The organism is Streptomyces sp. NPDC056231, assembly GCF_048270745.1.
Taxonomy (GTDB): domain Bacteria; phylum Actinomycetota; class Actinomycetes; order Streptomycetales; family Streptomycetaceae; genus Streptomyces.
In genome coordinates this window covers 236,008-257,191 of sequence record NZ_JBLVKW010000002.1, presented here as the reverse complement: position 1 = coordinate 257,191, position 21,184 = coordinate 236,008, and the positions used below count along the sequence as shown (strand labels likewise).

General features: G+C 69.9%; 19 protein-coding genes, 1 tRNA gene and 1 pseudogene. 12 read left to right on the top strand and 9 right to left on the bottom strand.

Going from position 1 to position 21,184, the window contains the following annotated elements; translation table 11 throughout:
* Nucleotides 1–37 precede the first annotated feature (37 nt).
* From ACNPQM_RS03175 to ACNPQM_RS03145, 7 genes are all read left to right on the top strand, one after another.
* Nucleotides 38–108 (top strand) — tRNA-Gln (locus ACNPQM_RS03175).
* A gap of 163 nt (nucleotides 109–271) precedes the next feature.
* Nucleotides 272–1,705, top strand: coding sequence for a bifunctional UDP-N-acetylglucosamine diphosphorylase/glucosamine-1-phosphate N-acetyltransferase GlmU (gene glmU, locus ACNPQM_RS03170; protein WP_358857550.1), 1,434 nt, complete (start codon nucleotides 272–274; stop codon nucleotides 1,703–1,705).
* Nucleotides 1,706–1,825: 120 nt separating this feature from the next.
* Nucleotides 1,826–2,800 carry a ribose-phosphate diphosphokinase gene (locus tag ACNPQM_RS03165; RefSeq protein WP_358857551.1) on the top strand — a complete coding sequence of 325 codons (975 nt, stop codon included), beginning with the start codon at nucleotides 1,826–1,828 and terminating at the stop codon, nucleotides 2,798–2,800.
* Between the two features lie 183 nt (nucleotides 2,801–2,983).
* Entirely contained in the window at nucleotides 2,984–3,571 is a 588-nt protein-coding gene (locus tag ACNPQM_RS03160; RefSeq protein ID WP_358857552.1) for a 50S ribosomal protein L25/general stress protein Ctc, read from the top strand.
* A 127-nt stretch (nucleotides 3,572–3,698) separates the two neighbouring features.
* Complete coding sequence (pth, locus tag ACNPQM_RS03155; protein ID WP_358857553.1) at nucleotides 3,699–4,292, top strand: aminoacyl-tRNA hydrolase; 594 nt, start codon at nucleotides 3,699–3,701, stop codon at nucleotides 4,290–4,292.
* A gap of 86 nt (nucleotides 4,293–4,378) precedes the next feature.
* Nucleotides 4,379–4,849: a hypothetical protein gene (locus ACNPQM_RS03150; RefSeq protein WP_418082766.1), complete on the top strand. Its 471-nt coding sequence runs from the start codon at nucleotides 4,379–4,381 to the stop codon at nucleotides 4,847–4,849.
* Nucleotides 4,850–5,120: 271 nt separating this feature from the next.
* Nucleotides 5,121–5,909, top strand: coding sequence for an LPXTG cell wall anchor domain-containing protein (locus ACNPQM_RS03145; RefSeq protein WP_418082765.1), 789 nt, complete (start codon nucleotides 5,121–5,123; stop codon nucleotides 5,907–5,909).
* A 69-nt stretch (nucleotides 5,910–5,978) separates the two neighbouring features.
* Here the strand turns inward: ACNPQM_RS03145 and ppc are convergent, their stop codons facing one another.
* Nucleotides 5,979–8,708 (bottom strand): phosphoenolpyruvate carboxylase, encoded by a 2,730-nt coding sequence (gene ppc / locus ACNPQM_RS03140; RefSeq protein ID WP_418082764.1) that lies wholly within the window; start codon nucleotides 8,706–8,708, stop codon nucleotides 5,979–5,981.
* 315 nt (nucleotides 8,709–9,023) lie between these two features.
* Here ppc and ACNPQM_RS03135 point away from each other — a divergent pair, with 315 nt between their 5' ends.
* The 3 genes from ACNPQM_RS03135 (at nucleotide 9,024) to ACNPQM_RS03125 (ending at nucleotide 11,214) form a co-directional block, all read left to right on the top strand.
* Nucleotides 9,024–10,022 (top strand): acyl-CoA desaturase, encoded by a 999-nt coding sequence (locus ACNPQM_RS03135; RefSeq protein ID WP_418082763.1) that lies wholly within the window; start codon nucleotides 9,024–9,026, stop codon nucleotides 10,020–10,022.
* Nucleotides 10,019–10,705: a TetR family transcriptional regulator gene (locus ACNPQM_RS03130; RefSeq protein WP_418082762.1), complete on the top strand. Its 687-nt coding sequence runs from the start codon at nucleotides 10,019–10,021 to the stop codon at nucleotides 10,703–10,705. Before ACNPQM_RS03135 ends, ACNPQM_RS03130 begins: the two co-directional genes overlap by 4 nt.
* A 104-nt stretch (nucleotides 10,706–10,809) precedes the next feature.
* Entirely contained in the window at nucleotides 10,810–11,214 is a 405-nt protein-coding gene (locus ACNPQM_RS03125; protein ID WP_418082761.1) for a hypothetical protein, read from the top strand.
* Nucleotides 11,215–11,280: 66 nt separating this feature from the next.
* Here ACNPQM_RS03125 and ACNPQM_RS03120 read toward each other — a convergent pair whose 3' ends face one another.
* Together ACNPQM_RS03120 and ACNPQM_RS03115 are read right to left on the bottom strand one after the other, a co-directional pair.
* Entirely contained in the window at nucleotides 11,281–11,646 is a 366-nt protein-coding gene (locus tag ACNPQM_RS03120) for a VOC family protein (protein ID WP_358857560.1), read from the bottom strand.
* Nucleotides 11,646–12,443, bottom strand: a complete 798-nt coding sequence (locus ACNPQM_RS03115) for a trans-aconitate 2-methyltransferase (RefSeq protein ID WP_418082760.1) — start codon at nucleotides 12,441–12,443, stop codon at nucleotides 11,646–11,648. Before ACNPQM_RS03115 ends, ACNPQM_RS03120 begins: the two co-directional genes overlap by 1 nt.
* Nucleotides 12,444–12,532: 89 nt before the next feature.
* On the opposite strand from ACNPQM_RS03115, the gene ACNPQM_RS03110 reads away from it, so the two are divergent.
* A complete protein-coding gene (locus tag ACNPQM_RS03110) occupies nucleotides 12,533–13,030 on the top strand; it encodes a MarR family winged helix-turn-helix transcriptional regulator (RefSeq protein ID WP_266984776.1) in 498 nt (165 codons plus the stop codon).
* Here the strand turns inward: ACNPQM_RS03110 and ACNPQM_RS03105 are convergent.
* The 4 genes from ACNPQM_RS03105 to galT all read right to left on the bottom strand — a co-directional run bounded on the left by ACNPQM_RS03105 (nucleotide 12,989) and on the right by galT (nucleotide 17,653).
* On the bottom strand, nucleotides 12,989–13,774 hold the full coding sequence (locus ACNPQM_RS03105; RefSeq protein WP_358857563.1) for a response regulator transcription factor: 786 nt from the start codon (nucleotides 13,772–13,774) through the stop codon (nucleotides 12,989–12,991). The two genes, ACNPQM_RS03110 and ACNPQM_RS03105, sit on opposite strands and share 42 nt — an antisense overlap.
* Before the next feature lie 695 nt (nucleotides 13,775–14,469).
* Nucleotides 14,470–15,636: a galactokinase gene (gene galK / locus ACNPQM_RS03100; RefSeq protein WP_358857564.1), complete on the bottom strand. Its 1,167-nt coding sequence runs from the start codon at nucleotides 15,634–15,636 to the stop codon at nucleotides 14,470–14,472.
* Entirely contained in the window at nucleotides 15,633–16,613 is a 981-nt protein-coding gene (galE, locus tag ACNPQM_RS03095; protein WP_418082759.1) for a UDP-glucose 4-epimerase GalE, read from the bottom strand. Before galE ends, galK begins: the two co-directional genes overlap by 4 nt.
* Entirely contained in the window at nucleotides 16,610–17,653 is a 1,044-nt protein-coding gene (gene galT, locus ACNPQM_RS03090) for a galactose-1-phosphate uridylyltransferase (RefSeq protein WP_418082758.1), read from the bottom strand. The genes galE and galT overlap by 4 nt, the downstream gene beginning before the upstream one ends.
* A gap of 296 nt (nucleotides 17,654–17,949) precedes the next feature.
* Between galT and ACNPQM_RS03085 the strand changes: the two are divergent.
* Nucleotides 17,950–18,234, top strand: a pseudogene (locus ACNPQM_RS03085) (hypothetical protein); the annotation flags it as partial.
* A gap of 51 nt (nucleotides 18,235–18,285) precedes the next feature.
* Here the strand turns inward: ACNPQM_RS03085 and ACNPQM_RS03080 are convergent.
* Both ACNPQM_RS03080 and ACNPQM_RS03075 read right to left on the bottom strand, forming a co-directional pair.
* The gene (locus ACNPQM_RS03080; RefSeq protein WP_358857567.1) at nucleotides 18,286–18,981 is read right to left on the bottom strand and encodes a helix-turn-helix transcriptional regulator; all 696 of its coding nucleotides are present in this window, start codon (nucleotides 18,979–18,981) and stop codon (nucleotides 18,286–18,288) included.
* Between the two features lie 246 nt (nucleotides 18,982–19,227).
* Entirely contained in the window at nucleotides 19,228–21,105 is a 1,878-nt protein-coding gene (locus tag ACNPQM_RS03075; protein WP_418082757.1) for a PQQ-binding-like beta-propeller repeat protein, read from the bottom strand.
* Nucleotides 21,106–21,184 lie beyond the last annotated feature (79 nt).

Here is a 21,184-nt window from a genome sequence, read left to right as displayed (position 1 = left end):
ACGACCTGACGGTCTGTCCAGTCGATCGGCTTCGCTGTCCCCTGTGGTGTAACGGCAGCACAGTGGCTTTTGGTGCCATTTGTCCGGGTTCGAATCCTGGCAGGGGAGCATGCACGGACGGGCCCCGACCATGACGGTCGGGGCCCGCGCCCGTTTCCGCCCGCAGCTCCCCCGGTATCCTGCGGATGTCCACCATCCGAAGCCGAAGGGCACATCCGTGTACGCCGGACCCCCTCAGGCCCCCGGCGCCGCTCGATCAGGGGAGGCCCCAATGGCAGCCGTCATCGTCCTCGCAGCGGGTGAGGGCACCCGCATGAAGTCGAAGACCCCGAAGGTTCTGCACGAGATCTCCGGGCGCTCACTCGTCGGGCATGTCGTCACCGCCGCACGCGAGCTGAACCCCGAGCACCTCGTCGTGGTCGTCGGCCATGCGAGCGAGCAGGTCACCGCGCACCTCGCCACCGTCGACAGCCAGGTGCGGACCGCCTACCAGGCCGTTCAGGGCGGGACCGGCCACGCCGTGCGCACCGCGCTCGAAGAGCTCGGCGGCACCGTCGAGGGCACGGTGATCGTCGTCTGCGGCGACACCCCGCTGCTCTCCGGCGCGACGCTCACCGCGCTCGCCGCCGTCCACACCGCCGACGCGAACGCCGTCACCGTGCTGACCGCCGAGGTCCCGGACTCCACCGGCTACGGCAGGATCGTCCGCGACGCCGCAAGCGGCGCGGTCACCGAGATCGTCGAGCACAAGGACGCCACCGAAGCTCAGCGTGCCATCCGCGAGATCAATTCCGGGGTCTTCGCGTTCGACGGACGGCTGCTCGCGGACGCCCTCGGCAAGGTCCGCGCCGACAACAGCCAGGGCGAGGAGTACCTCACCGACGTGCTGTCCATCCTGCGTGAGGCCGGGCACCGCGTCGGCGCCTCCGTCGCTGCCGACCACCGCGAGATCCTCGGGATCAACAACCGCGTCCAGCTCGCCCAGGCCCGCACCCTGCTGAACGAGCGGCTGCTGGAGCGGGCGATGCTCGCCGGCGTGACCGTCGTGGACCCGGCGACGACGCTGATCGACGCCACGGTGACGTACGAGCAGGACGCGATCGTGCACCCCGGCACCCAGTTGCTCGGCACCACACATCTCGCCGAGGACGCCGAGGTCGGCCCGAACAGCCGGCTGACGGACACCACCGTCCACGCGGGCGCCCGCGTGGACAACACGGTCGCGGTCGGGGCGGAGATCGGCCCCGGCGCGACGGTCGGCCCGTACGCGTATCTGCGCCCCGGCACCACGCTCGGCCCGAAGGCCAAGGCCGGTACGTACGTGGAGATGAAGAACGCCACGATCGGCGAGGGCACGAAGGTGCCGCACCTGAGCTATGTCGGCGACGCGACCATCGGCGACCACACCAACATCGGCGCCGCGAGCGTCTTCGTGAACTACGACGGTGTGTCGAAGCACCACACGACCATCGGGTCACACTGCCGCACCGGGTCGGACAATATGTTTGTGGCACCTGTCACGGTCGGGGACGGCGTCTACACCGCCGCCGGCTCGGTCATCACCAAGGACGTACCGCCCGGTTCACTGGCCGTCGCCCGTGGCCAGCAAAGGAATATCGCGGGTTGGGTGGCCCGTAAGCGTCCGGGCAGCGCCGCCGCGCAGGCGGCTCAGGCCGTCGCGGAGGAGACCGACAGCGAAAGCTGACCGGAAACGGGCACGCCGCGCACGGCGTACCGTGATAGATGCTCACCCCATTTCGGCTGGCTCGTTGCACATCGGGACACATGCGTGCAGCGCCAGGAACACGTCTGAGGAGACTGTGCTGTGACCGGGATCAAGACGACCGGCGAGAAGAAACTGATGCTCTTCTCCGGCCGCGCCCACCCCGAGCTGGCCGAGGAGGTCGCGCACCAACTGGGGGTCGGCCTCGTGCCGACGAAGGCCTTCGATTTCGCCAACGGTGAGATCTACGTCCGCTTCCAGGAGTCCGCACGCGGCGCCGACTGCTTCCTGATCCAGAGCCACACGGCTCCGATCAACAAGTGGATCATGGAGCAGCTGATCATGCTGGACGCGCTGAAGCGCGCCTCGGCCCGCTCCATCACGGTGATCGTGCCGTTCTACGGCTACGCCCGCCAGGACAAGAAGCACCGTGGCCGCGAGCCGATCTCGGCCCGCATGGTCGCCGACCTGATGAAGACCGCGGGTGCCGACCGCATCCTCACGGTCGACCTGCACACCGACCAGATCCAGGGCTTCTTCGACGGCCCGGTCGACCACCTCTTCGCGCTGCCGATCCTCGCCGACTACGTCGGCGCCAAGGTCGACCGCTCGAAGCTGACGATCGTCTCCCCGGACGCCGGCCGCGTGCGCGTCGCCGACCGCTGGTGCGACCGCCTGGACGCCCCGCTGGCGATCGTCCACAAGCGCCGCGACAAGGACGTCGCCAACCAGGTGACCGTCCACGAGGTCGTCGGCAACGTCAAGGGCCGGGTCTGCGTCCTGGTCGACGACATGATCGACACCGGTGGCACCATCTGCGCCGCCGCCGACGCCCTGTTCGCGCACGGCGCCGAGGACGTCATAGTGACGGCAACACACGGTGTGCTCTCCGGCCCGGCCGCGGACCGGCTGAAGAACTCCAAGGTCAGCGAGTTCGTCTTCACGGACACCCTGCCGACCCCGGGTGAGCTGGAGCTCGACAAGATCACGGTGCTCTCGATCGCGCCGACGATCGCGCGCGCGGTGCGCGAGGTCTTCGAGGACGGCTCGGTCACGAGCCTCTTCGAGGAGCAGTAGGAACACCTGACCCAGAAGATCCACTTTGGGTGCGGCCTCCCCGCCGGGTAGACTCAGCGAGTTGCTCGGCGAGGGAGGCCGTACTCATGGGTACGGCGGTCCGTTATCGACGCGCTCTTCGTAGCAGGCCTGTCGTGGGCCGGGTGACCATCCAGTTTTCGTCACCCCACGAGGAGTGCAGTCATGGCCGAGATCAAGCTCGCCGCCCAGCCCCGTTCCGAGTTCGGCAAGGGCGCCGCCCGCCGCGCCCGTCGTGACAACCAGGTCCCCGCGGTCGTCTACGGCCACGGTGCCGAGCCGATCCACGTCACCCTGCCGGCCCACGAGCTGCTCCTTGCGCTCCGCACCGCCAACGTCCTGATCGGCCTCGAGCTCGACGGCAAGGACACGCTGGTCATCCCGAAGGCCGTGCAGCGCAACCCGCTCAAGGGCGACATCGAGCACGTCGACCTGCTGACCGTCAAGCGCGGCGAGAAGGTCAACGTCGAGGTCGCCGTGCACGTCGAGGGCGAGCTGGCCCCGGGCGGCAACCTCCTCGAGTACGTGCAGAACACCCTGCTCGTCGAGGCCGAGGCCACCCACATCCCCGAGTCCGTCACGGTCTCCATCGCGGGCCTCGACGCCGGTGACTCCGTCGTCGCCAAGGACATCCCGCTGCCCGCCGGCTCCGTGCTGGCCGGCGACGAGGACGCCGTCGTGCTGCAGGTCGTCACCGCGCAGGCCGAGGAGCCGGCCGCCGAGGCCGCCGAGGGCGAGGGCGCCGAGGCCTGAGCCTCGTTCACCCCGCTTCACCTGCTTGACTGACGGGGCGGCGGTTCCTTCCCCAGGGACCCGCCGCCCCGTCCGCCTGTATCCGGACCATCCGGAACCATCCGAACGCGAAGGAGACCGAGCGCAGATGTCCGACGCCACCGAACCCTGGCTCATCGTGGGCCTCGGCAACCCCGGCCCCGAGCACGCGGCGCAGCGGCACAACGTCGGCTTCATGGTCGCCGACCTCCTCGCCGAGCGGATCGGCGGGAAGTTCAAGCGGGCCCAGAAGGCGCAGGCGCAGGTCGTCGAAGGCCGCATGGGCCCGCCCGGACCGGCCAACCGCCGCGTGATCCTGGCCAAGCCGATGTCGTACATGAACCTCTCCGGCGGCCCCGTCACCGCGCTCCGCGACTTCTACAAGGTGCCGACCGATCACATCGTGGCGATCCACGACGAGCTGGACATCGACTACGGGACACTCCGGCTGAAGCTGGGCGGCGGCGACAACGGGCACAACGGGCTCAAGTCGATGACCAAGTCGATGGGGTCCGACTACCACCGGATCCGGTTCGGGATCGGCCGCCCACCGGGCCGGATGCAGGTCGCCGACTTCGTCCTGAAGGACTTCTCGTCCACCGAGCGCAAGGAGCTCGGCTATTTCGTGGACCGGGCGGCGGACTCGGTGGAGTGCCTGCTCGCGGAGGGCCTTGAGCGCGCACAGAGCGCGTACAACTCATGAGATAGCAGGGCGATCCTGGACCAATTCCGACCAGGGTCGGATGTGAAGTTGACCGAGGGCGTTCGCCTGCCCAAGGATCGCTCCCCATGAAGCGGAGCACCTCCCACCGCGTACTGTTCTACGGCCGCAGCGCCGCCCTGGGCTGCGTCGTCCTGCTGTTGCTCGTCGCGGGCGTCCTGTCGTCCTGGTCCTCGGCGCAGCACATCGTCCTCGCCAAGGGCCGTGAGCACGGCACGATGAACGTCACCGGCTGCGGCGCCGACGTCTGCACGGGACCGTTCGCCCCCGCCGAGCACGCCACGGCGCGCTCACGTGTGACGATCGAGCGGTCCGTCGCGGTGAAGAAGGGCGGCAGGTTCCCGGTCGCCGTGAAGCCCGGCACCGACGAGGTCGTACGCACCGGGGTGCCGGGCTTCCTGCACTCCTGGGTGCCGCTCGGCGGCGCACTGCTGCTCGCCGCCCTGATCATCGGCAGCGGCCTGCGGCTCACCCGGACCGCGTGGGGAACCGGGATCGCGGGCGCGGCCCTGCTGGTGGCGACGTTCATCGCCCTCTGAGCCTCGCCCTGAGCGGCTCCCGGGCCGCGCTCCGAGCCCTTCCCCAAGGCGCCCCGAGTCGTGGACTCCCGTACCGGAGCCGCATGTTCGTCTGATCGTTACCCAGAACCATTGAGGCATAGCGCTACACAACGGACGGATGTGAACACATCAACCTTGACCGACGGGAGCAACAACAAGAGGCTTGGCGGACCCCCCACGGCTACTGATCCACAGCTTTTGACAGTTGCTCCCCCACGGCATCCCTCATCTCCTACGTTGGACTGCCCATATGCGCATACTCATTCCCGCCGGCGCTCTGGTCACCGCGGTGACCGCTTCGCTGCTGCTGGCACCTTCCGCCTTCGCGACGCCCAAGGGCGACAACGGCACGGTGAAGATCCACGACGCCAAGACCGGTGAGGAGCTTCGCAGGAACGAGCCGAAGGTCTGCTCCTTCTACCTCGACGCCTTCGGCTTCGACGCCGCCCAGAAGGTCCAGTGGCATATCGAGGCCTGGGCCAACAATGACCTGGACAAGGGCGAGACGGTCAAGACCGGCGCCTTCGCGCTCGATGGTTCCGGCCACGGCCGTACCTCCGACATGACCCTGCCCGACGGCCAGTACAAGCTGTTCTGGAACTTCGAGGGCGAGAACGGCAAGGCCAAGCACAAGGTCTTCAAGACCGACTGCGAGCCGGGCAAGCCCGGTGAGGAGCCCACCAAGCCCGGCGAAGAACCCACGAAGCCCGGCGAAGAGCCCACCAAGCCCGGCGAGGAACCCACCAAGCCCGGCGAAGAGCCCACCAAGCCCGGCGAAGAGCCCACCAAGCCCGGCGAGGAGCCCGCGGCCACGCCGTCCGCCACCCCGTCCACTCCCGGCGGCGAGCAGCCGACCGGCACCCCGTCCCCCTCGGAGAGCACCCCGGCCGGCGCCGCGGCCAGCCAGGGCGGCGACTCCGGCAACCTCGCCGAGACCGGAAGCAATGCCCCGGTCGGCACGATGGCGGCGGTCGCCGCGGCGCTCGCCGCGGCCGGCGGCTTCCTGGTGATGCGCCGCCGCAAGGCCCAGCAGCACTGACGTCCGCGCAGCGGAGTGCCCCCACCGGATGCGTCCGGTGGGGGCACTGTCGTCCTGCGGGTGAGAAGGTCAGCCGGTGTTGCGCAGACCCGCGGCGACGCCGTTCACCGTGAGCAGCAGGGCCCGGGCGAGCAGCGGGTCGGCTTCCTCGCCGCGCTCTGCGGCACGGCGCTGGCGGGCCAGCAGCGAGACCTGGAGGTAGGAGATCGGGTCCAGGTAGGCGTCCCGGATGGCGAACGTCTGCTGGAGCACGGGGCTGGTGCCGAGCAGCTCGGTCCCGCCGGTGACCTTCAGGACTTCCTCCACCGTGAGCGCATGCTCTGCCTCGATGTCGGCGAAGACGTGCTTCAGCTCGTCGGGGACGAGCGTGTCGACATAGTGGCGGGCGATCCGCAGGTCGGTCTTGGCGAGCGTCATCTCCACGTTCGAGATGAAGTTCCGGAAGAAGTGCCAGTGCTCGTGCATCTCGTCCAGAACGCTGTCCAGACCGGCCTCGCGCAGCGCCTTGAGCCCTGAGCCGACGCCGTACCAGCCCGGCACGATCTGCCGCGACTGGGTCCAGCCGAAGACCCACGGGATGGCCCGCAGGCCGTCGAGACCGGCGCCGGAGTCCGGGCGCCGCGACGGGCGGGAGCCCAGGTGCAGCTCGGCGAGCTGGTCGACCGGGGTGGACGCGAAGAAGTACGCGGGCAGGTCCGGGTCCTCGACCAGCTTGCGGTAGGCGTCGTGCGCGGCGTCGGAGACGGTGTCCATCGCCGCGTCCCAGCGGGCCAGCGCCTCGTCGGACTGGCGGGGCGCGGTGTGCAGCGCGGAGGCCTGGAGGGTGGCCGCGACGGTCAGCTCCAGGTTCTCCCGGGCGAGCGCCGGGATGAGGTACTTGTCGGAGATGACCTCGCCCTGCTCGGTCACCTTGATCTCGCCCTCCAGCGTGCCCCACGGCTGTGCGAGGATCGCGTCGTGCGAGGGGCCGCCACCACGGCCGACGGTGCCGCCGCGGCCGTGGAAGAGCCGCAGCCGAACGCCGTAACGGTGCGCGACGTCACGCAGTCGGCGCTGCGCCCGGTGGATCTCCCACTGCGAGGTGGTGATGCCGCCGAACTTGGAGGAGTCGGAGTACCCGAGCATGACCTCCTGGACGTCGCCACGGAGCGAGACGAGCCGCCGGTACGAGGGGTCGGCGAGCATCTCGTCGAGGATCACATCGGCGGCGCGCAGCTCGTCGGTGGTCTCCAGGAGCGGCACGATGCCGATCTTGGCCCAGCCGCTGTGCAGATCGATCAGACCGGCCTCGCGGGCGAGGACGGCAGCGGCGAAGACGTCGTCGGCACCCTGGCACATCGAGATGATGTACGACTCGATGACCTCGGGGCCGAACCGCTCGAACGCCTCCTTGACGGTGAGGAAGACACCGAGGGTCTTCGCGCTCGCAGCGTCCAGCGGGGCCGGGGTCGGGGCGAGCGGGCGGCGCGAGCGGAGCTCCTTGGCGAGCAGCTTCTGCCGGTAGTCGCGCGGCATGTCGGCGTACCGCCAGGACTCCTCGCCGAGCCGGTCGAAGAGCTGGCCGAGGGCGTGGTGGTGGGCGTCCGCGTGCTCACGTACGTCCATGGTGGCGAGCTGCAGACCGAACGCGGAGAGCGTGCGGATCGTGCGGTTCATCCGGCCGTCGGCGAAGAGACCGCCGCGGTGCTCGCGCAGCGAGGTCTGGATGAGCACCAGGTCCTCGATGAGCTCGGCGGTGCCCAGGTAGTCGCAGCCGGGGCGGTGCGGGGTGCCGCCGGCCAGCCGCTCGCGGGTGTTGAGGAGCTTCTGCCGGATGCAGGTGGCCTTGAGGCGGTACGGCTCCTCGGAGTTCAGTCGCTTGTAGCGCGGGCTGATCTCGGGGAGCCGCTCCAGGTCGGCCTGGAGGGAGGTGAGCAGCTCGTCGGTGGCGCCCGTGTAGCGGATGGAGTTCGAGAGCAGTCCGCGCAGATTGTCGATGAGCTCCAGCGCGTCGGTGATGCCGTGCTCGTGCTGCAGGATCAGCACTTCCCAGGTGACGGTGGGCGTCACGTTGGGATTGCCGTCGCGGTCGCCGCCGATCCAGGTGCCGAAGGTCAGCGGGCGGGTGCCCGCGGGCAGTTCGACGCCGACCCGCTCCAGCTCGGCGGCCAGGTCCTCGAGCACGTCCCCGACGGCATTGGCGTGCAGCTCGTCGAGGTAGTAGATGGCGTTACGGGCCTCGTCGGCCGGTTCCGGGCGGACGACGCGCAGCTCGTCGGTCTGCCAGATGAGGTCGATGTTCTCGGCGAGCCGCAGGTCGTGGCGGCGCCGGTCGGCCTCGATGACGGGGGTGTCCAGCAGCTCGGCGATGCGGCGGAGCTTGTTCAGCACGGAACGCCGCGCGGCCTCGGTCGGGTGCGCGGTGAAGACCGGCCGTACGTTGAGGTTCTTGACGGTCGCGCGCAGGTGCTCGGGGTCCGCGTCCTTCAGCCGGTCCGCGGTACGGGCCAGCAGACCGCCCTCGGCGGCGCGCCGGTCGCGCATCTCGTGGGCGCGGTGGACCTGCTCGGTGACGTTGGCGAGGTGGAAGTAGGTGGAGAAGGCCCGCACCAGCTGCGCGGCGGTCTCCAGGTCCGTGTCGCCGAGGAGTTCGGCGGCTGCCTCGCCGTCGGTACGGGTCAGGGCGCGGACCCGCTCGACGAGGTCGAGGAGTTCCTGGCTCTCCTGACGTACGAGGGTCTCGCCCAGCAGATCGCCGAGGCGGCGGATGTCGGCGCGCAGCTCGGCGCTGGCGGCGGGGGTCTGGTCGGCACTGCTCACTGTGTGCGGCTCCTTGCAGCGATTGAGGAGGTGCGTCGCGAAGCGTCTCCCCACAAGGGGGTCCGGGGACCGCGGGCACAGCGGTGCTGTCGCCGCCCCGGGAAAGCAGAGTGCGGACCGCGCTGTCCGACGGTTCCAGGATAGGTGTCCATGCCGTCGGCGTTGCCCGCAGCCCTCGTAGGCCCGGTGGAGCGATAGCTCCGTCGGCTCAGCTCTCGTGCTGCGGGCCTCCGCGCTGCCATACTTACGAAACCGTAGGTTACGGATGCGTAGCCAGAGTTGTCCTCGTACTCCTCACCCTCCAGGGGACTCCCCATGAACACCAGCCCCGATGTGATCGACGACGCCCCGGCGGCGGCCGACGGTCCGGTCCTCCCTTCCGCCACGCTCGGCGGCGACAGCAAGCGGTCGGTCGAACAGATCGCCCTGCTGCTGTTCATCGTGGTGCCGTTCATGGCCCTGGTCGCGGCGGTGCCGCTGGCCTGGGGCCGCGGTGTGAGCTGGCTCGATCTGGGTCTGCTGGTCGCGATGTACTTCATCGGCTGCCACGGCATCACGATCGGCTTCCACCGCTACTTCACCCATGGCTCCTTCAAGGCGAAGCGCCCGCTCCGCATCGCCCTGGCCGTTGCCGGATCGCTGGCCGTGGAAGGCCCGCTGGTGCGCTGGGTGGCCGACCACCGCAAGCACCACCGCTTCTCCGACGCCCAGGGCGACCCGCACTCGCCGTGGCGGTTCGGCGAGACGCTCCCTGCCCTGATGAAGGGGCTGTGGTGGGCGCACATCGGCTGGATGTTCGACGAGGAGCAGACCCCGCAGCAGAAATACGCCCCGGACCTGATCAAGGACCCGGCGATCCGCGGGATCTCCCGCCACTTCCTCACCCTCACGATCGTGTCGCTGGCGATCCCACCGCTGGTCGGCGGTCTGGTGACGATGTCGTGGTGGGGAGCGGCGACGGCGTTCTTCTGGGGCTCTCTCGTGCGGGTGGCGCTTCTGCACCACGTCACCTGGTCGATCAACTCCATCTGTCACGCGGTCGGCAAGCGTCCGTTCAAGTCCCGTGACCGGTCCGGGAATGTGTGGTGGCTGGCGGTCCTCTCCTGCGGCGAGTCGTGGCACAACCTGCACCACGCGGATCCGACGAGCGCCCGGCACGGGGTGATGAGGGGCCAGGTCGATTCCAGTGCCCGGCTGATCCGCTGGTTCGAGAAGCTCGGCTGGGCGTACGACGTGCGCTGGCCGGACTCCGCCCGGATCGAGTCCCGCCGGATCGACTCCCGGCGCAAGTCCGCGCACGCCGACGCGGCATGATTGACGACGTGGCGACCGACGGCAGCACGAGCAACGACAAGAACCGTCCCTCCTCCCCCCGGCGTACCCGCCGGGTGAGGATGACCGGCAAGGAACGCCGCGAACAGTTGCTGGACATCGGCCGCACCCTCTTCGCCGACAAGGGCTTCGAAGGCACCTCGGTGGAGGAGATCGCGGCCCGCGCCGGCGTCTCCAAGCCGGTCGTCTACGAACACTTCGGCGGCAAGGAGGGCCTGTACGCCGTCGTGGTCGACCGCGAGATGCGCCAGCTCCTCGACATGGTCACCAGCGCCCTGACCGCCGGCCACCCGCGCGAACTCCTGGAACAGGCGGCGTTCGCGCTGCTCGACTACATCGAGACGTACACGGACGGCTTCCGCATCCTGGTCCGCGACTCCCCGGTCGCCCAGTCGACCGGCACGTTCGCCTCCCTGATCAGCGACATCGCCACGCAGGTCGAGGACATCCTGGGGCTGGAGTTCAAGGCCCGCGGCTTCGACCCGAAGCTCGCACCGCTGTACGCGCAGGCGCTGGTCGGCATGGTGGCGCTGACAGGGCAGTGGTGGCTGAACGTCCGCAAGCCGAAGAAGGCCGAGGTGGCGGCGCATCTGGTGAACCTGGCCTGGCACGGCCTGGAGAACCTGGAGTCGAAGCCGCGCCTGATGGGTCACCGGAAGAGCTGACCCGACGGGAGCCGGCCGCACGCGGCCCGGCGGCGCCGGACGGGCGGGCGGCGGGCCGGCCCGAGCCCATCCCGTCGGCATCCCCCACCTGTTTCAATACAGGTGTGATCGAATTTGTGATCGATTGTGTGGTGCTCGGCGCCGTCGGTCCTCTCGTCGGCATGCTGATCCGCCGCAGACACCGGCGGAGGTCGGCCCAGGCGGCCGACGGGGCACCGACCGGGATCCCGTGCATGATCAAGCGGATGTCCCACGGCAACCGCTGGCGCCCCGGGCGGCTGCTGATCAACGCGAAGCCCCTGACCTGGCGCCCCGCCTACGGAAGGTCGGCGGTCGTCCTCCCCGAGGATCTGCACCGGACCGCGGTGCGCGCGGCATCGACACGTGAGGGTCTGGTCATCAATCCGGGTTCCCGGATCGTGGAGTGCGCGTCGTCGGACGGGACTGTCCTGATCGCGGTCATGCCGGTGGATCTGGAGCTGGTGACCGGGGCCCTGAGCGGCGCATAGTGCAACCGTGACGTCGCACCGCCCGGGATCGGCATCACCCCGGTCGCGCTCGACCGGCTCCACGGCTCACCCGTCCACCGGCTCCAGGAATTCCAGCCGGTTTCCCGCCGGGTCGAAGGAGTGGAAGCGCCGGTGCCCCGGCAGGCCGGCGTCCCAGTGCACGTGCGCTCCGTGTGCCTCCAGCCGCTCCGCGAACGCCTCGATGTCCGTGACGCGCAGCCCGGGATGGGCCTTCTTGGCCGGGCGGAAGTCGGCCTCGATGCCCAGGTGCAGCTGGACCGGTCCCGCCTGGAACCAGCAGCCGCCGCGGGCCGCCAGGACCGGGGGCTTGGGAAGTTCGGTCATTCCCAGGACGTCCACGTAGTACGTACGCAGGGCGGGTTCCGAGCCTGCCGGGGCGGCCAGTTGGACGTGGTCCACCGCGGCGATCATCACTTCTCCTTGTGGGCGACGGCGAAGATGCGGCGGAACGGGAAGACGGTGCCGTGCGGACCCTTCGGGTACGCGGTGCGCAGCAGGTCCCGGTATGCGGTGAGGAACGCGTCGTGCGCCTCCGGGTCGTCCGCGAGCGCCGTCAGGACGGGGCGCAGGCCCGTGCCCTTCACCCAGTCGAGGGCGGCGTCCTCGCCCTGGAGGAGGTGGAGGTACGTGGTCTCCCAGATGTCCGCCGTGATGCCGGGGGCCGTCAGGGCGTCCAGATAGGCGGTGGGGCTGAGGACCGCGTCGGCGTGGCGCAGGACGCCGGTCAGGCGGGAGCGCCAGCGCGGGGACTCCGCCAGTTCGCGCATCAGGGTGTGGCTGGGCTGGTCGAAGTTGCCGGGGACCTGGAAGGCGAACGTGCCGCCCGGGGTGATGCCGTCCAGCCAGTCGGGGAAGCGGCCGGCGTGGCCGGGGACCCACTGGAGCAGGGCATTGGAGACGATCAGGTCGTACGGTTCCGTCGGCGTCCAGGTCGTCGCGTCGGCCTCGGCGAAGTCCAGGAGGGGTGTGGCGTGGGCACGGGCCTGTTCCAGCATCTGGGGGGAATTGTCATATCCGGTGATCCGGGCCGCCGGCCAGCGGGCCGCGAGGACTGCCGTGACGTTGCCTGCCCCGCAGCCCAGGTCCGCGATGCGGGGCGCAGGGGCGGCCGGGGGCTCCGGGATGCCGGACAGGAGGTCCTGGAACGGGCGGGTGCGGTGGTCCGCGTGACGCAGGTACTGCTGCGGATCCCAGGTCGGTGTCGTCATGGCAACCAGGATCAGCGGGAAGTTATCTTGATGTCAAGACACTTGGATTCAAGAGACTTCATGTCGACAGACCCTTTACACTGATCCACATGGAGGACGAGGTTGACCGGCTGGTCGCTGCATGGCGTCGCGAGCGCCCCGACCTCGACGTGGAACCGCTTGAGGTGCTCAGCCGCGTCTCACGCCTGGCCCGTCACCTCGACCGGGCCCGCCGGATCGCCTTCTCCGAGCACAATCTCGAGCCGTGGGAGTTCGACGTACTGACGTCGCTGCGCCGCGCCGGGGCCCCGTACCAGCTCTCCCCCGGTCAGCTGCTCACCCAGACGCTGGTCACCTCGGGCACGATGACCAACCGCATCGACCGGCTGACCAAGAAGAACCTCGTCGAACGGCTCCCCGACCCCAGCGACCGGCGCGGCGTGCTGGTCCGGCTCACCGCGGAGGGGCGCGACAAGGCCGACCAGTCACTGGCCGGACTGCTCGCCCAGGAGCGCGCCATCCTCGGCGAGCTCTCCCGCCACCAACGCGGCGAACTGGCCGGGCTGCTACGCCAGTTGACCGCCCCGTTCGACAACATCCCCGGATAGCTCGGCCGGTCCGACACCGGCGCGCCGGGCCAGCGCCACCGCGGCCAGCGTCGAGTGCACGCCCAGCTTCCCCAGCACGTTCTGCATATGCGTACGCACCGTGTGCGGGGAGAGGTACAACCGCTCCGCCACCGCTTTGCGGCCCAGCCCCGCCACCATGCAGCGCAGCACCTCACGCTCGCGCGGGGTCAGCGACTCGACCAGCTGCTCGCTCTCGGTCCGGTGCTTGCGGGCTGCCGTCAGCTCGCGCAGGACACCGGTGAGCAGCGCCGGAGGCAGATGCGTTTCGTCGCGGAGCACCCCCCGGATGACCGTGAGCAGCCGTTGCAGCGAGCAGTCCTTGGCGACCCAGCCGGAGGCCCCGGCCTGCAGCGCCAGCGCGGCCCGGCGCGGGTCGTCCTTCTCGGCGAGCACCACCGTCCGCACGGACGGCTGCCCCGAGCGGACCCCGGCGACCAGCGAGATCCCGTCGACCGGCGCGTGTTCCCCGCTTCTCGGGGCGGGGACCGGGACCGGGCCGGGGACGGTGCGTCCAGCGGCCGTCGCCAGGATGCCCAGTTCGGCATCGACGAGTATCACGTCGTACTTACGGCCTTCGGCGGCCGCCCGCTCCAGACACCGGAGCGCGGCCGGTCCGCTGCCCGCCGCCGCCACCTCGACGTCCGGTTCCGCCGCGAGTGCCGCCGCAAGCGACTCGGCGAAAATGCGGTGGTCGTCCACCACGAGAACCCGGATACGAACCACAGGGACCCCCACACTGCATCAGTTCCGGGGCCACCCCAGGACCCCCCGAACGGGACGGACCAGTGCGGGCACGACGCCCGGAGCGATGAGGATGAACCGCAGTTCCACGGCCGCCGCCGTGTGCCGACTGCCACCCCGCCCCGGGCGTCGTGCCCGACTGTCTCGTACCCCTGAATCAGCACCGGCCCCCACCGGTGCTGAGCATCAGGGTACGGCCGGGGGCCCGGAGCGGAAGGCAATTCACAGAACTGATGAACCTCGGTGTTTAGGGTGTGGTTCATGTTTCATCTTGAGACAGAAGTAGACAAAGATCGTCGCCTTCTGCTGGTGAGCGGCTGTACCGGACCAACACGGAATCCTCCCCCGAGCTCCGCACCTCGCAGCCGCGAAGCGGCGTAGTACGCTGCGGTCCTGCTTCGGCAGCGGTCAGGGCTTGGCCGTCATGAGATCCCTTGCGATCGAGTGAAAAGCCGCCTCGTTCACGAGGAGGAGTCACGTGGATCTGCTCTGGGGCCGACCACCCTCGGCCGCTCGTTCCGCCTCGGCTCGCAGCTGCTTGCCGAGGCGGAACGAGCGGCCGAGACGGACCGGGCCTGCACCCGCTCCGGACTTCTACCGGAAACGGGGCTACGAGGTGATCGGGCAGGTCGACAACTACCCGCCCGGAGTCACCGAGTTCATCCTGACGAAGACCTTCACCCGGTGCGACGGGCGCCTGCCGACGGGACCGCCGGGAAGACGCCGGGCGTCGCATACCCGGCCGAGGTGAACGCCTCCAGCACCGATTTGGTGACCGCGTCCGCGTCCGCCGCGTCCACCAGCACGATCGCCGAACCACCGAAGCCGCCGCCGGTCATCCGCGCACCGAGCGCCCCGGACGCGTTCGCCGTCGAGACCACCAGGTCCAGTTCCGGGCAGGAGACCCGCAGATCGTCGCGGAGCGAGACATGACCCGCGGTGAGCACCGATCCCGCGGCCCGCACCTCGCCCGCGTCGAGCAGTGCGATGACCTGCTCCACCCGCGCGTTGTCGCTGACCACATGGCGTACATACCGCACGACCGACTCGTCCGCACCGGACTCGGCGAGCGTCTCGAGCGCGGCATCCAGGCCCTCGTACGGAAGTTCGCGCAGCGTCCCCAAGCCCAGCGCCCGGGCGCCCGCCTCGCAGCCGGCCCGCCGGTCCGCGTAGGCGCCGTCGCCCAGCTCGTGCTTGACCCGGGTGTCGACCACCAGCAGTTGCAGACCGTGCGCGGCCAGGTCGAACGGGACCTGGCGCCGAGTGAGGTCGCGGGTGTCGAGGTGCAGGGCGTGGCCCTCGACGCAGCACGCCGACGCCATCTGGTCCATGATCCCGCACGGCACGCCGACGAACGCGTTCTCGGCACGCTGCGCCAGCACCGCCAGCTCGGCAGCGGACAGGCCCAGTTCGAAGAGGTCGTTCAGCGCGAGCGCGGTAACCACTTCGAGGGCGGCCGACGAGGAGAGCCCGGCGCCGGTCGGGACGGTCGAGGTCAGCTGGATGTCCGCGCCGGTGACCTGGTGACCCGCCTCGCGCAGGGCCCAGACGACACCGGCCGGGTACGCCGCCCAGCCGTGGCCCTCGTGCGGTACCAGCTCGTCGACCCGCAGCTGGACGACACCGCCCGGCACGTCGGTGGAATGCAGCCGCAGCTCGCCGTCGGTGCGGCGGGCGACGGCCGCGCGCGCGGTGTGCGGCAGCGCGAGCGGCATCACGAAGCCGTCGTTGAAGTCGGTGTACTCGCCGATCAGGTTGACCCGTCCGGGGGCCGCCCAGACTCCTTCGGGGGCGGTGCCGTACAGCTCGGCGAAAGCGGTGACCAGCTCAGCGTTGTCGGTCATGGGGCGGTGGGCTCCTCTCGGCGGGCGAACGTCCAGGCGTCGGAGACGATTCCGGCCAGGTCGGCGCGGGACGGCTGCCAGCCGAGCCGCTCCCTGGCGGTGGTGGCGGAGGCCACCAGCACCGCGGGGTCGCCGGCGCGGCGCGGGGCCGTGATCTCGGGGACCGGGTGGCCGGTGACCTTGCGGACGGTCTCGATGACCTCGCGCACCGAGAAACCGTTTCCGTTGCCGAGGTTGCAGATCAGGTGCTCGCCCGCGGTGGCCGCGTCCAGGGCGAGGAGGTGGGCCTCGGCAAGATCGGCGACGTGGATGTAGTCGCGTACGCAGGACCCGTCGGGGGTCGGGTAGTCGTCGCCGTACACGGAGATCGACTCGCGCTGCCCGAGCGCGACCTGAAGCACGAGCGGGATGAGGTGCGACTCCGGGCTGTGGCGTTCGCCGCAACTGCCGTACGCACCCGCCACGTTGAAGTACCGCAGCGAGACCGCGGCCAGTCCGTGCGCGGCCGCCTCGCCGGTGATCATGTGGTCGACGGCCAGCTTCGTGGCGCCGTACGGGCTGGTGGGCGCGGTCGGGTCGGACTCCGTGATGAGGCTGGAGACCGGTTCGCCGTAGGTCGCGGCGGTGGAGGAGAAGACCAGGGTGCGGACCCCCGCGTCGCGCATCGCGGCGAGCAGCGCGATGGATCCGCCGACGTTGTTCACCCAGTACTTCTCCGGGTCGGTGACGGACTCGCCGACCTGGGAGTACGCGGCGAAGTGCAGCACCCCGTCGTAGGAGGAGTCCAGCCAGCGGGCGGCGTCCTGGATGCGGCCCTCGATGAACTCGGCCCCGGCCGGGACACCCTCCCGGAACCCGGTCGACAGGTCGTCGAGGACGGTCACCGCGTGACCGGCCTCCAGAAGATGCGTGGCAACCACGCTGCCGACATATCCCGCGCCACCTGTGACCAGGTACTTCTTCTGGAGCTTGCTCACTCGCTCGCTACCTCTCGCAGTCGCTGTGCCGCGGCCTCCGGCGGCACATCGTTGATGAACACATTCATGCCGGACTCGGAACCCGCGAGAAACTTCAGCTTGCCGGAGGTGCGTCGGATGGTGAAAAGCTCGAGGTGGAGCCCGAACTGCTCCCGCCCGGGCACCCCGAACGGCGCTTGGTGCCAGGCCGAGATGTACGGCGTCGGCGGCTCACCGGGGCCGAAGATCCGGTCGAATCGCCTCAAGAGTTCCAGATAGATCTGCGCGAACTCCGTGCGCGCGGCATCGTCGAGTTCGCGCAGGTCGGGGACGCGCCGGCGCGGGTGGAGGTGGATCTCGTACGGCCAGTGCGCCGCATAGGGCACGAACGCCACCCAGTGCTCACCGGTCAGCACGATCCGCTCGCCGTCGGCCAGCTCGCGGGCCACGACGTCGTCGAAGAGGTTGCGGCCGGTCCGCTCGCGGTGGGCCTCCATGGAGCGGAGCATCAGCTCGGTTCGCGGGGTGACGAACGGGTACGCGTAGATCTGCCCGTGCGGATGGCCGAGCGTCACACCGATCTCGGCGCCGCGGTTCTCGAAGCAGAACACCTGCTTGACCTGGGGACGCTCGGCGAGTTCGGCCGTTCGGTCGGTCCATGCCTCCAGGACCAGGCCGGCCTGCTCCTCGGTGAGGTCGGCGAAGGAAGCCTCGTGGTCGGAGGTGAAGCAGACGACCTCGCAGCGACCGGAGTCCCCGGCGAGCGAGGGGAAGCGGTTCTCGAAGACGGCCACGTCGTAGCTGTCGTCGGGGATCTCGCTGAGCCGGCCGTCCCGGGACGGGCAGAGCGGGCACTCGTCGACCGGCGGGTGGTACGTGCGCCCCTGGCGGTGCGAGGCGATGGCAACGCTGTCCCCGAGAAGGGCGTCTCGGCGGACTTCCGACGAGGTCGAGACGGCGTCGAGCGGTCGCTGGTCGACAGCACCCCGGACCACGTCGTCGCGACTGTCGTAGTAGAGCAGCTCCCGGCCGTCGGCGAGCGTAGTAACCGTCTTCTTCACCAGGTCCCTCCAAACATAATCAACCACAACAAACCACAAGTCAACACCTGCGTCAATGATGCGGCGACACCGCTCCCCCACTTCTTGCGAGGTCGCGTCCGGTTGAATCTGAATCTTTCCTCTCATTCGATCACCATCAAACAAGGAACCCCAGGAAGGATCTTTATATGCGCAAGAATGCGGTTGCTTCCGGTTCGGTTCGCGCAACGAAGCGAGAACCCCACATGCGATACCTGACCGAAGGGACTCCGGCTCTGCACGAGCGGGGGCGAGGACACCTCGCCGCTCTCTGCTGACTGCCCCACTCGGTCCGATCGGAGGCACCCCCCTCCGACCGGCACAAGGAAGTCTCCGAATCGGCGCGCACATCTGCGGCCGCAGCCCGCCTCTTCGACATCCGGCTGATAGCCGGCGGACTCTCGTCGTCTACAGGGTGATCGTCACGATCGCCGGGATCAACGCGTCCGACGCCGATCCGAAGAAGGCCGAGGGCGTCCCCATCAACCTCTGGACAGGGCTGTCCCCTGGCCCTCGGGCTGTTCTTCCCGGTGTGGCCGAAGCTGCGCCCGGCCGAGGCTCCGGGCGGCTCCGGCACCGGCACTGAGCGGCACACCACCCACGGGGACCGGAAGTCACACGGGGTCCGGCCCCTTCTGCCCGGTGTCCACCGCCGCGCGTTCCAGCAGCCCGGTGCGCGCCGCCAGCGCCGCGGCCTCCAGCCGGGAGCCGACGCCGAGCTTCATCAGCACCCGCTGCACATGTGTACGGGCGGTGCTCGGCGCGATCCGCATCCCGGCCGCGATCAGCCGGGTGTCCTCGCCCTCCGCGACCCGCACCAGGACCTCGATCTCGCGGGGGGTGAGCATCTGCAGGAGCCGCTGCCCTTCGTCGTCCGGCTGGACGGCCGGGTTGAGCAGCTCGGCGAAGGCGCCCTGGAGCAGTTGCGGCGCGACCGCCGTCTCCCCGGCCCGCGCCTTGACCATCGCCCGCTCGACGCCCTCTATCCGCTCGTCGTGCCTGACGTATCCGGCGGCACCGGCGGCGAAAGCGGCCGCGATCCCGCGCGGGCTGGGCACCGGTCCGAGCACCACGACCGCCACTTGCGGCCGCTCCCGTTTGATCCGGGCGATCGGGTCGAAGGCGCCCGGGTCGGCGGGCGTCGCGGTACCGAACAAGCAGACCTCCGGGGCGCGGCTCACCACGATGTCCGCCGCGCCGGCGGTCGGCGCGGCTGCCGCCAGCACCCGGTGGCCCCGCAATTTCAGCGCCGAGGCGAGCGCCTCGGCGAGCAGTCGGTGGTCGTCGACCACCATGAGCCGCACGCTCATCGAGAACCCCCTATCAGGACCCAGGCCCCCCGGCCCTCTTGACCCGGCAAGCTACACGCTTGTTCGACCCTGTGTGCCCCTTACCAGGCAGAAGCCCCCCTGAATGCCGAATCATGCGTCGTTCAGGGGCACTCGGCTGATTCCAAGCGGGCAGAAGGAAGCAGGAACCGGGCGGCAAACGAACAGCCCTGCCGGTCGGACGATCGACCGGCAGGGCTGTGGCGCGTGGTGCTTCCCGTGAGGGCGTCAGCCGGCGCCGAAGGAGACCGCGAGGTGCCGATCGGCGTCGAGCGAGCTGTTGCCCCGCTTGCTCACCATCGTCTCGGAGATGAACAGCCGGCCGCCCGAGTAGAGGAACTCGGCATAGTCCGCGGAGAAGCTGGTCTCCGCGGACCGGTTGGCCTCGTCGGCCGGGTTCTCCAGCAGCACGGTCTGCTTGAAGGTGGAGCCGTCGATGGAGACGATCTGGCCGCCCTTGTCGTACGGGGGCTCCTTGTACGCGATGATGTTGGACCCGTCCATACGGATCGGGAACATCGTGTACCGGTCACCCGCATCGGCCTTGTCGCTGGTCGGCTTGCCGGTGGTGAGGTCGAACGAGACGATCTCGTTGGTGTCGCCGTATTCGCCCGTGCTCCCCTCGTGCTGCTCGGTCGGCAGGTAGATGCGGTTGTTGCCGACCGCGAGTTGCCGGCAGCTCTCGACCTCGGTGGAGCCGCAGCGGGCGGCGTACTTCGCGCCGTCCGCTGCGATCTTGGTGAGCAGCTTGCCGGTCGACGCGTCGATCGAGAAGAAGTCCGAGATCCCGCTGCCGTCACCAGCGGTGTCGCCGACGTCGGCGGCGACGACCAGCGGCTTGGTGGAGACGATGCTCGCGTAGTCGACGCCGGGCGGCATCTTGAACGAGGAGAGCGGGGCTCCGGTGCTCGGGTTCAGCGCCTGGATGACGAGCTGCGGGTCGTCGTACGTACCGCACTTGCGGACCACGGCAAGCGCGTCGCCGCCGCCGTACCCCTTGTCGTAGCACCCGTCGGCGCTGACCTTCGGCTTCCAGCGCTCGGCGCCGGTCGCCAGGTCGAATGCGGCGCCGCCCTCGGTGCCGCCCGCGGCGACCGTGGTGCCGCTGAGCGTGATCTCGTCGAACCGGATCGGCGCGTCACCGCCGCTTGCGGCGGTCACCGACTTGCTCCATATCAGCTTGCCGGTGGTCAGGTCGAGCGCACCGACCTGGTTGCACGGCGGGTACTTGTTCGCCTTCGTCGCCTTGCCCGCCTCGAAGGCGATGGCGGTCTTGAAGTCCTTGGACATGTGCCGGGAGGCGGCGCAGAGCTGGCCCTCCAGCGGAATGGACCAGAGCTTGGTGCCCTTGATCTTGTCGTAGGCGACGATCTCGTTCACGCCGGTCTTCACGAACGCCTTGTCGGTCAGCCAGGAACCGTTGACCGACGTGACGTCGGTGACCTTCGGTTCCGGAAGCTGGAAGGCGGCCGTGGCCTTGGTGTTCGCCGGAGCCTTCTCCGTGCCGCCGCCGAGACCGCCGCCGGAGCCGCCCTTGTCCTCACCGGTGGTGCCGGTGGAGTTGGACGCCTCCTTCTTCTTGCCGCCGTCGCCCCCGCTGGAGGAGAACCAGACGCCACCGCCGACGATCAGCGCCACAGCGGCCACCGCGGCGACGATGATCTGCGTCTGGGTGCCGAACTTCTTGCCGCCGTTCCCGCCCTGCTGCGGCGGCACATACTGCGGCTGCATCGGAGCGGTCGGGTAGCCGTACCCCTGCTGCGGCGGCTGACCGGGCGGCATGCCGTACCCGCCGCCCGGAGGTGTCTGCGGGTAGCCGTAGCCGGGCTGCTGCGGAGGTGTCTGCGGGTAACCGTAGCCGGGCTGCTGCGGCGGACCAGCGGGCGGCATCTGCGGGGCGCCGAACCCGCCGGCGGGCGGCGGCTGCGGAGCGCCGAATCCACCGGCGGGCGGCGTCTGGGGCGACGCGGGCTGCGGGGCCGGCTGCTTGCCGAACGCGTCGGCGGGCGGCGGGGTCGGTGCCCCGAACCCTCCGGGCGGTGGGTCCTGCGGGGCGCCGAACCCGCCCTGGTGCGGCTCGTTGGGCGGCTGGGGCGGCTGTGTCATGGCGTACGTACCTCGGGGGAAAGGGAGCCGGTCGGTCGGGACCTGGCGTGGTCGGTCATGGTCCGTCGGGTGCCTGCGT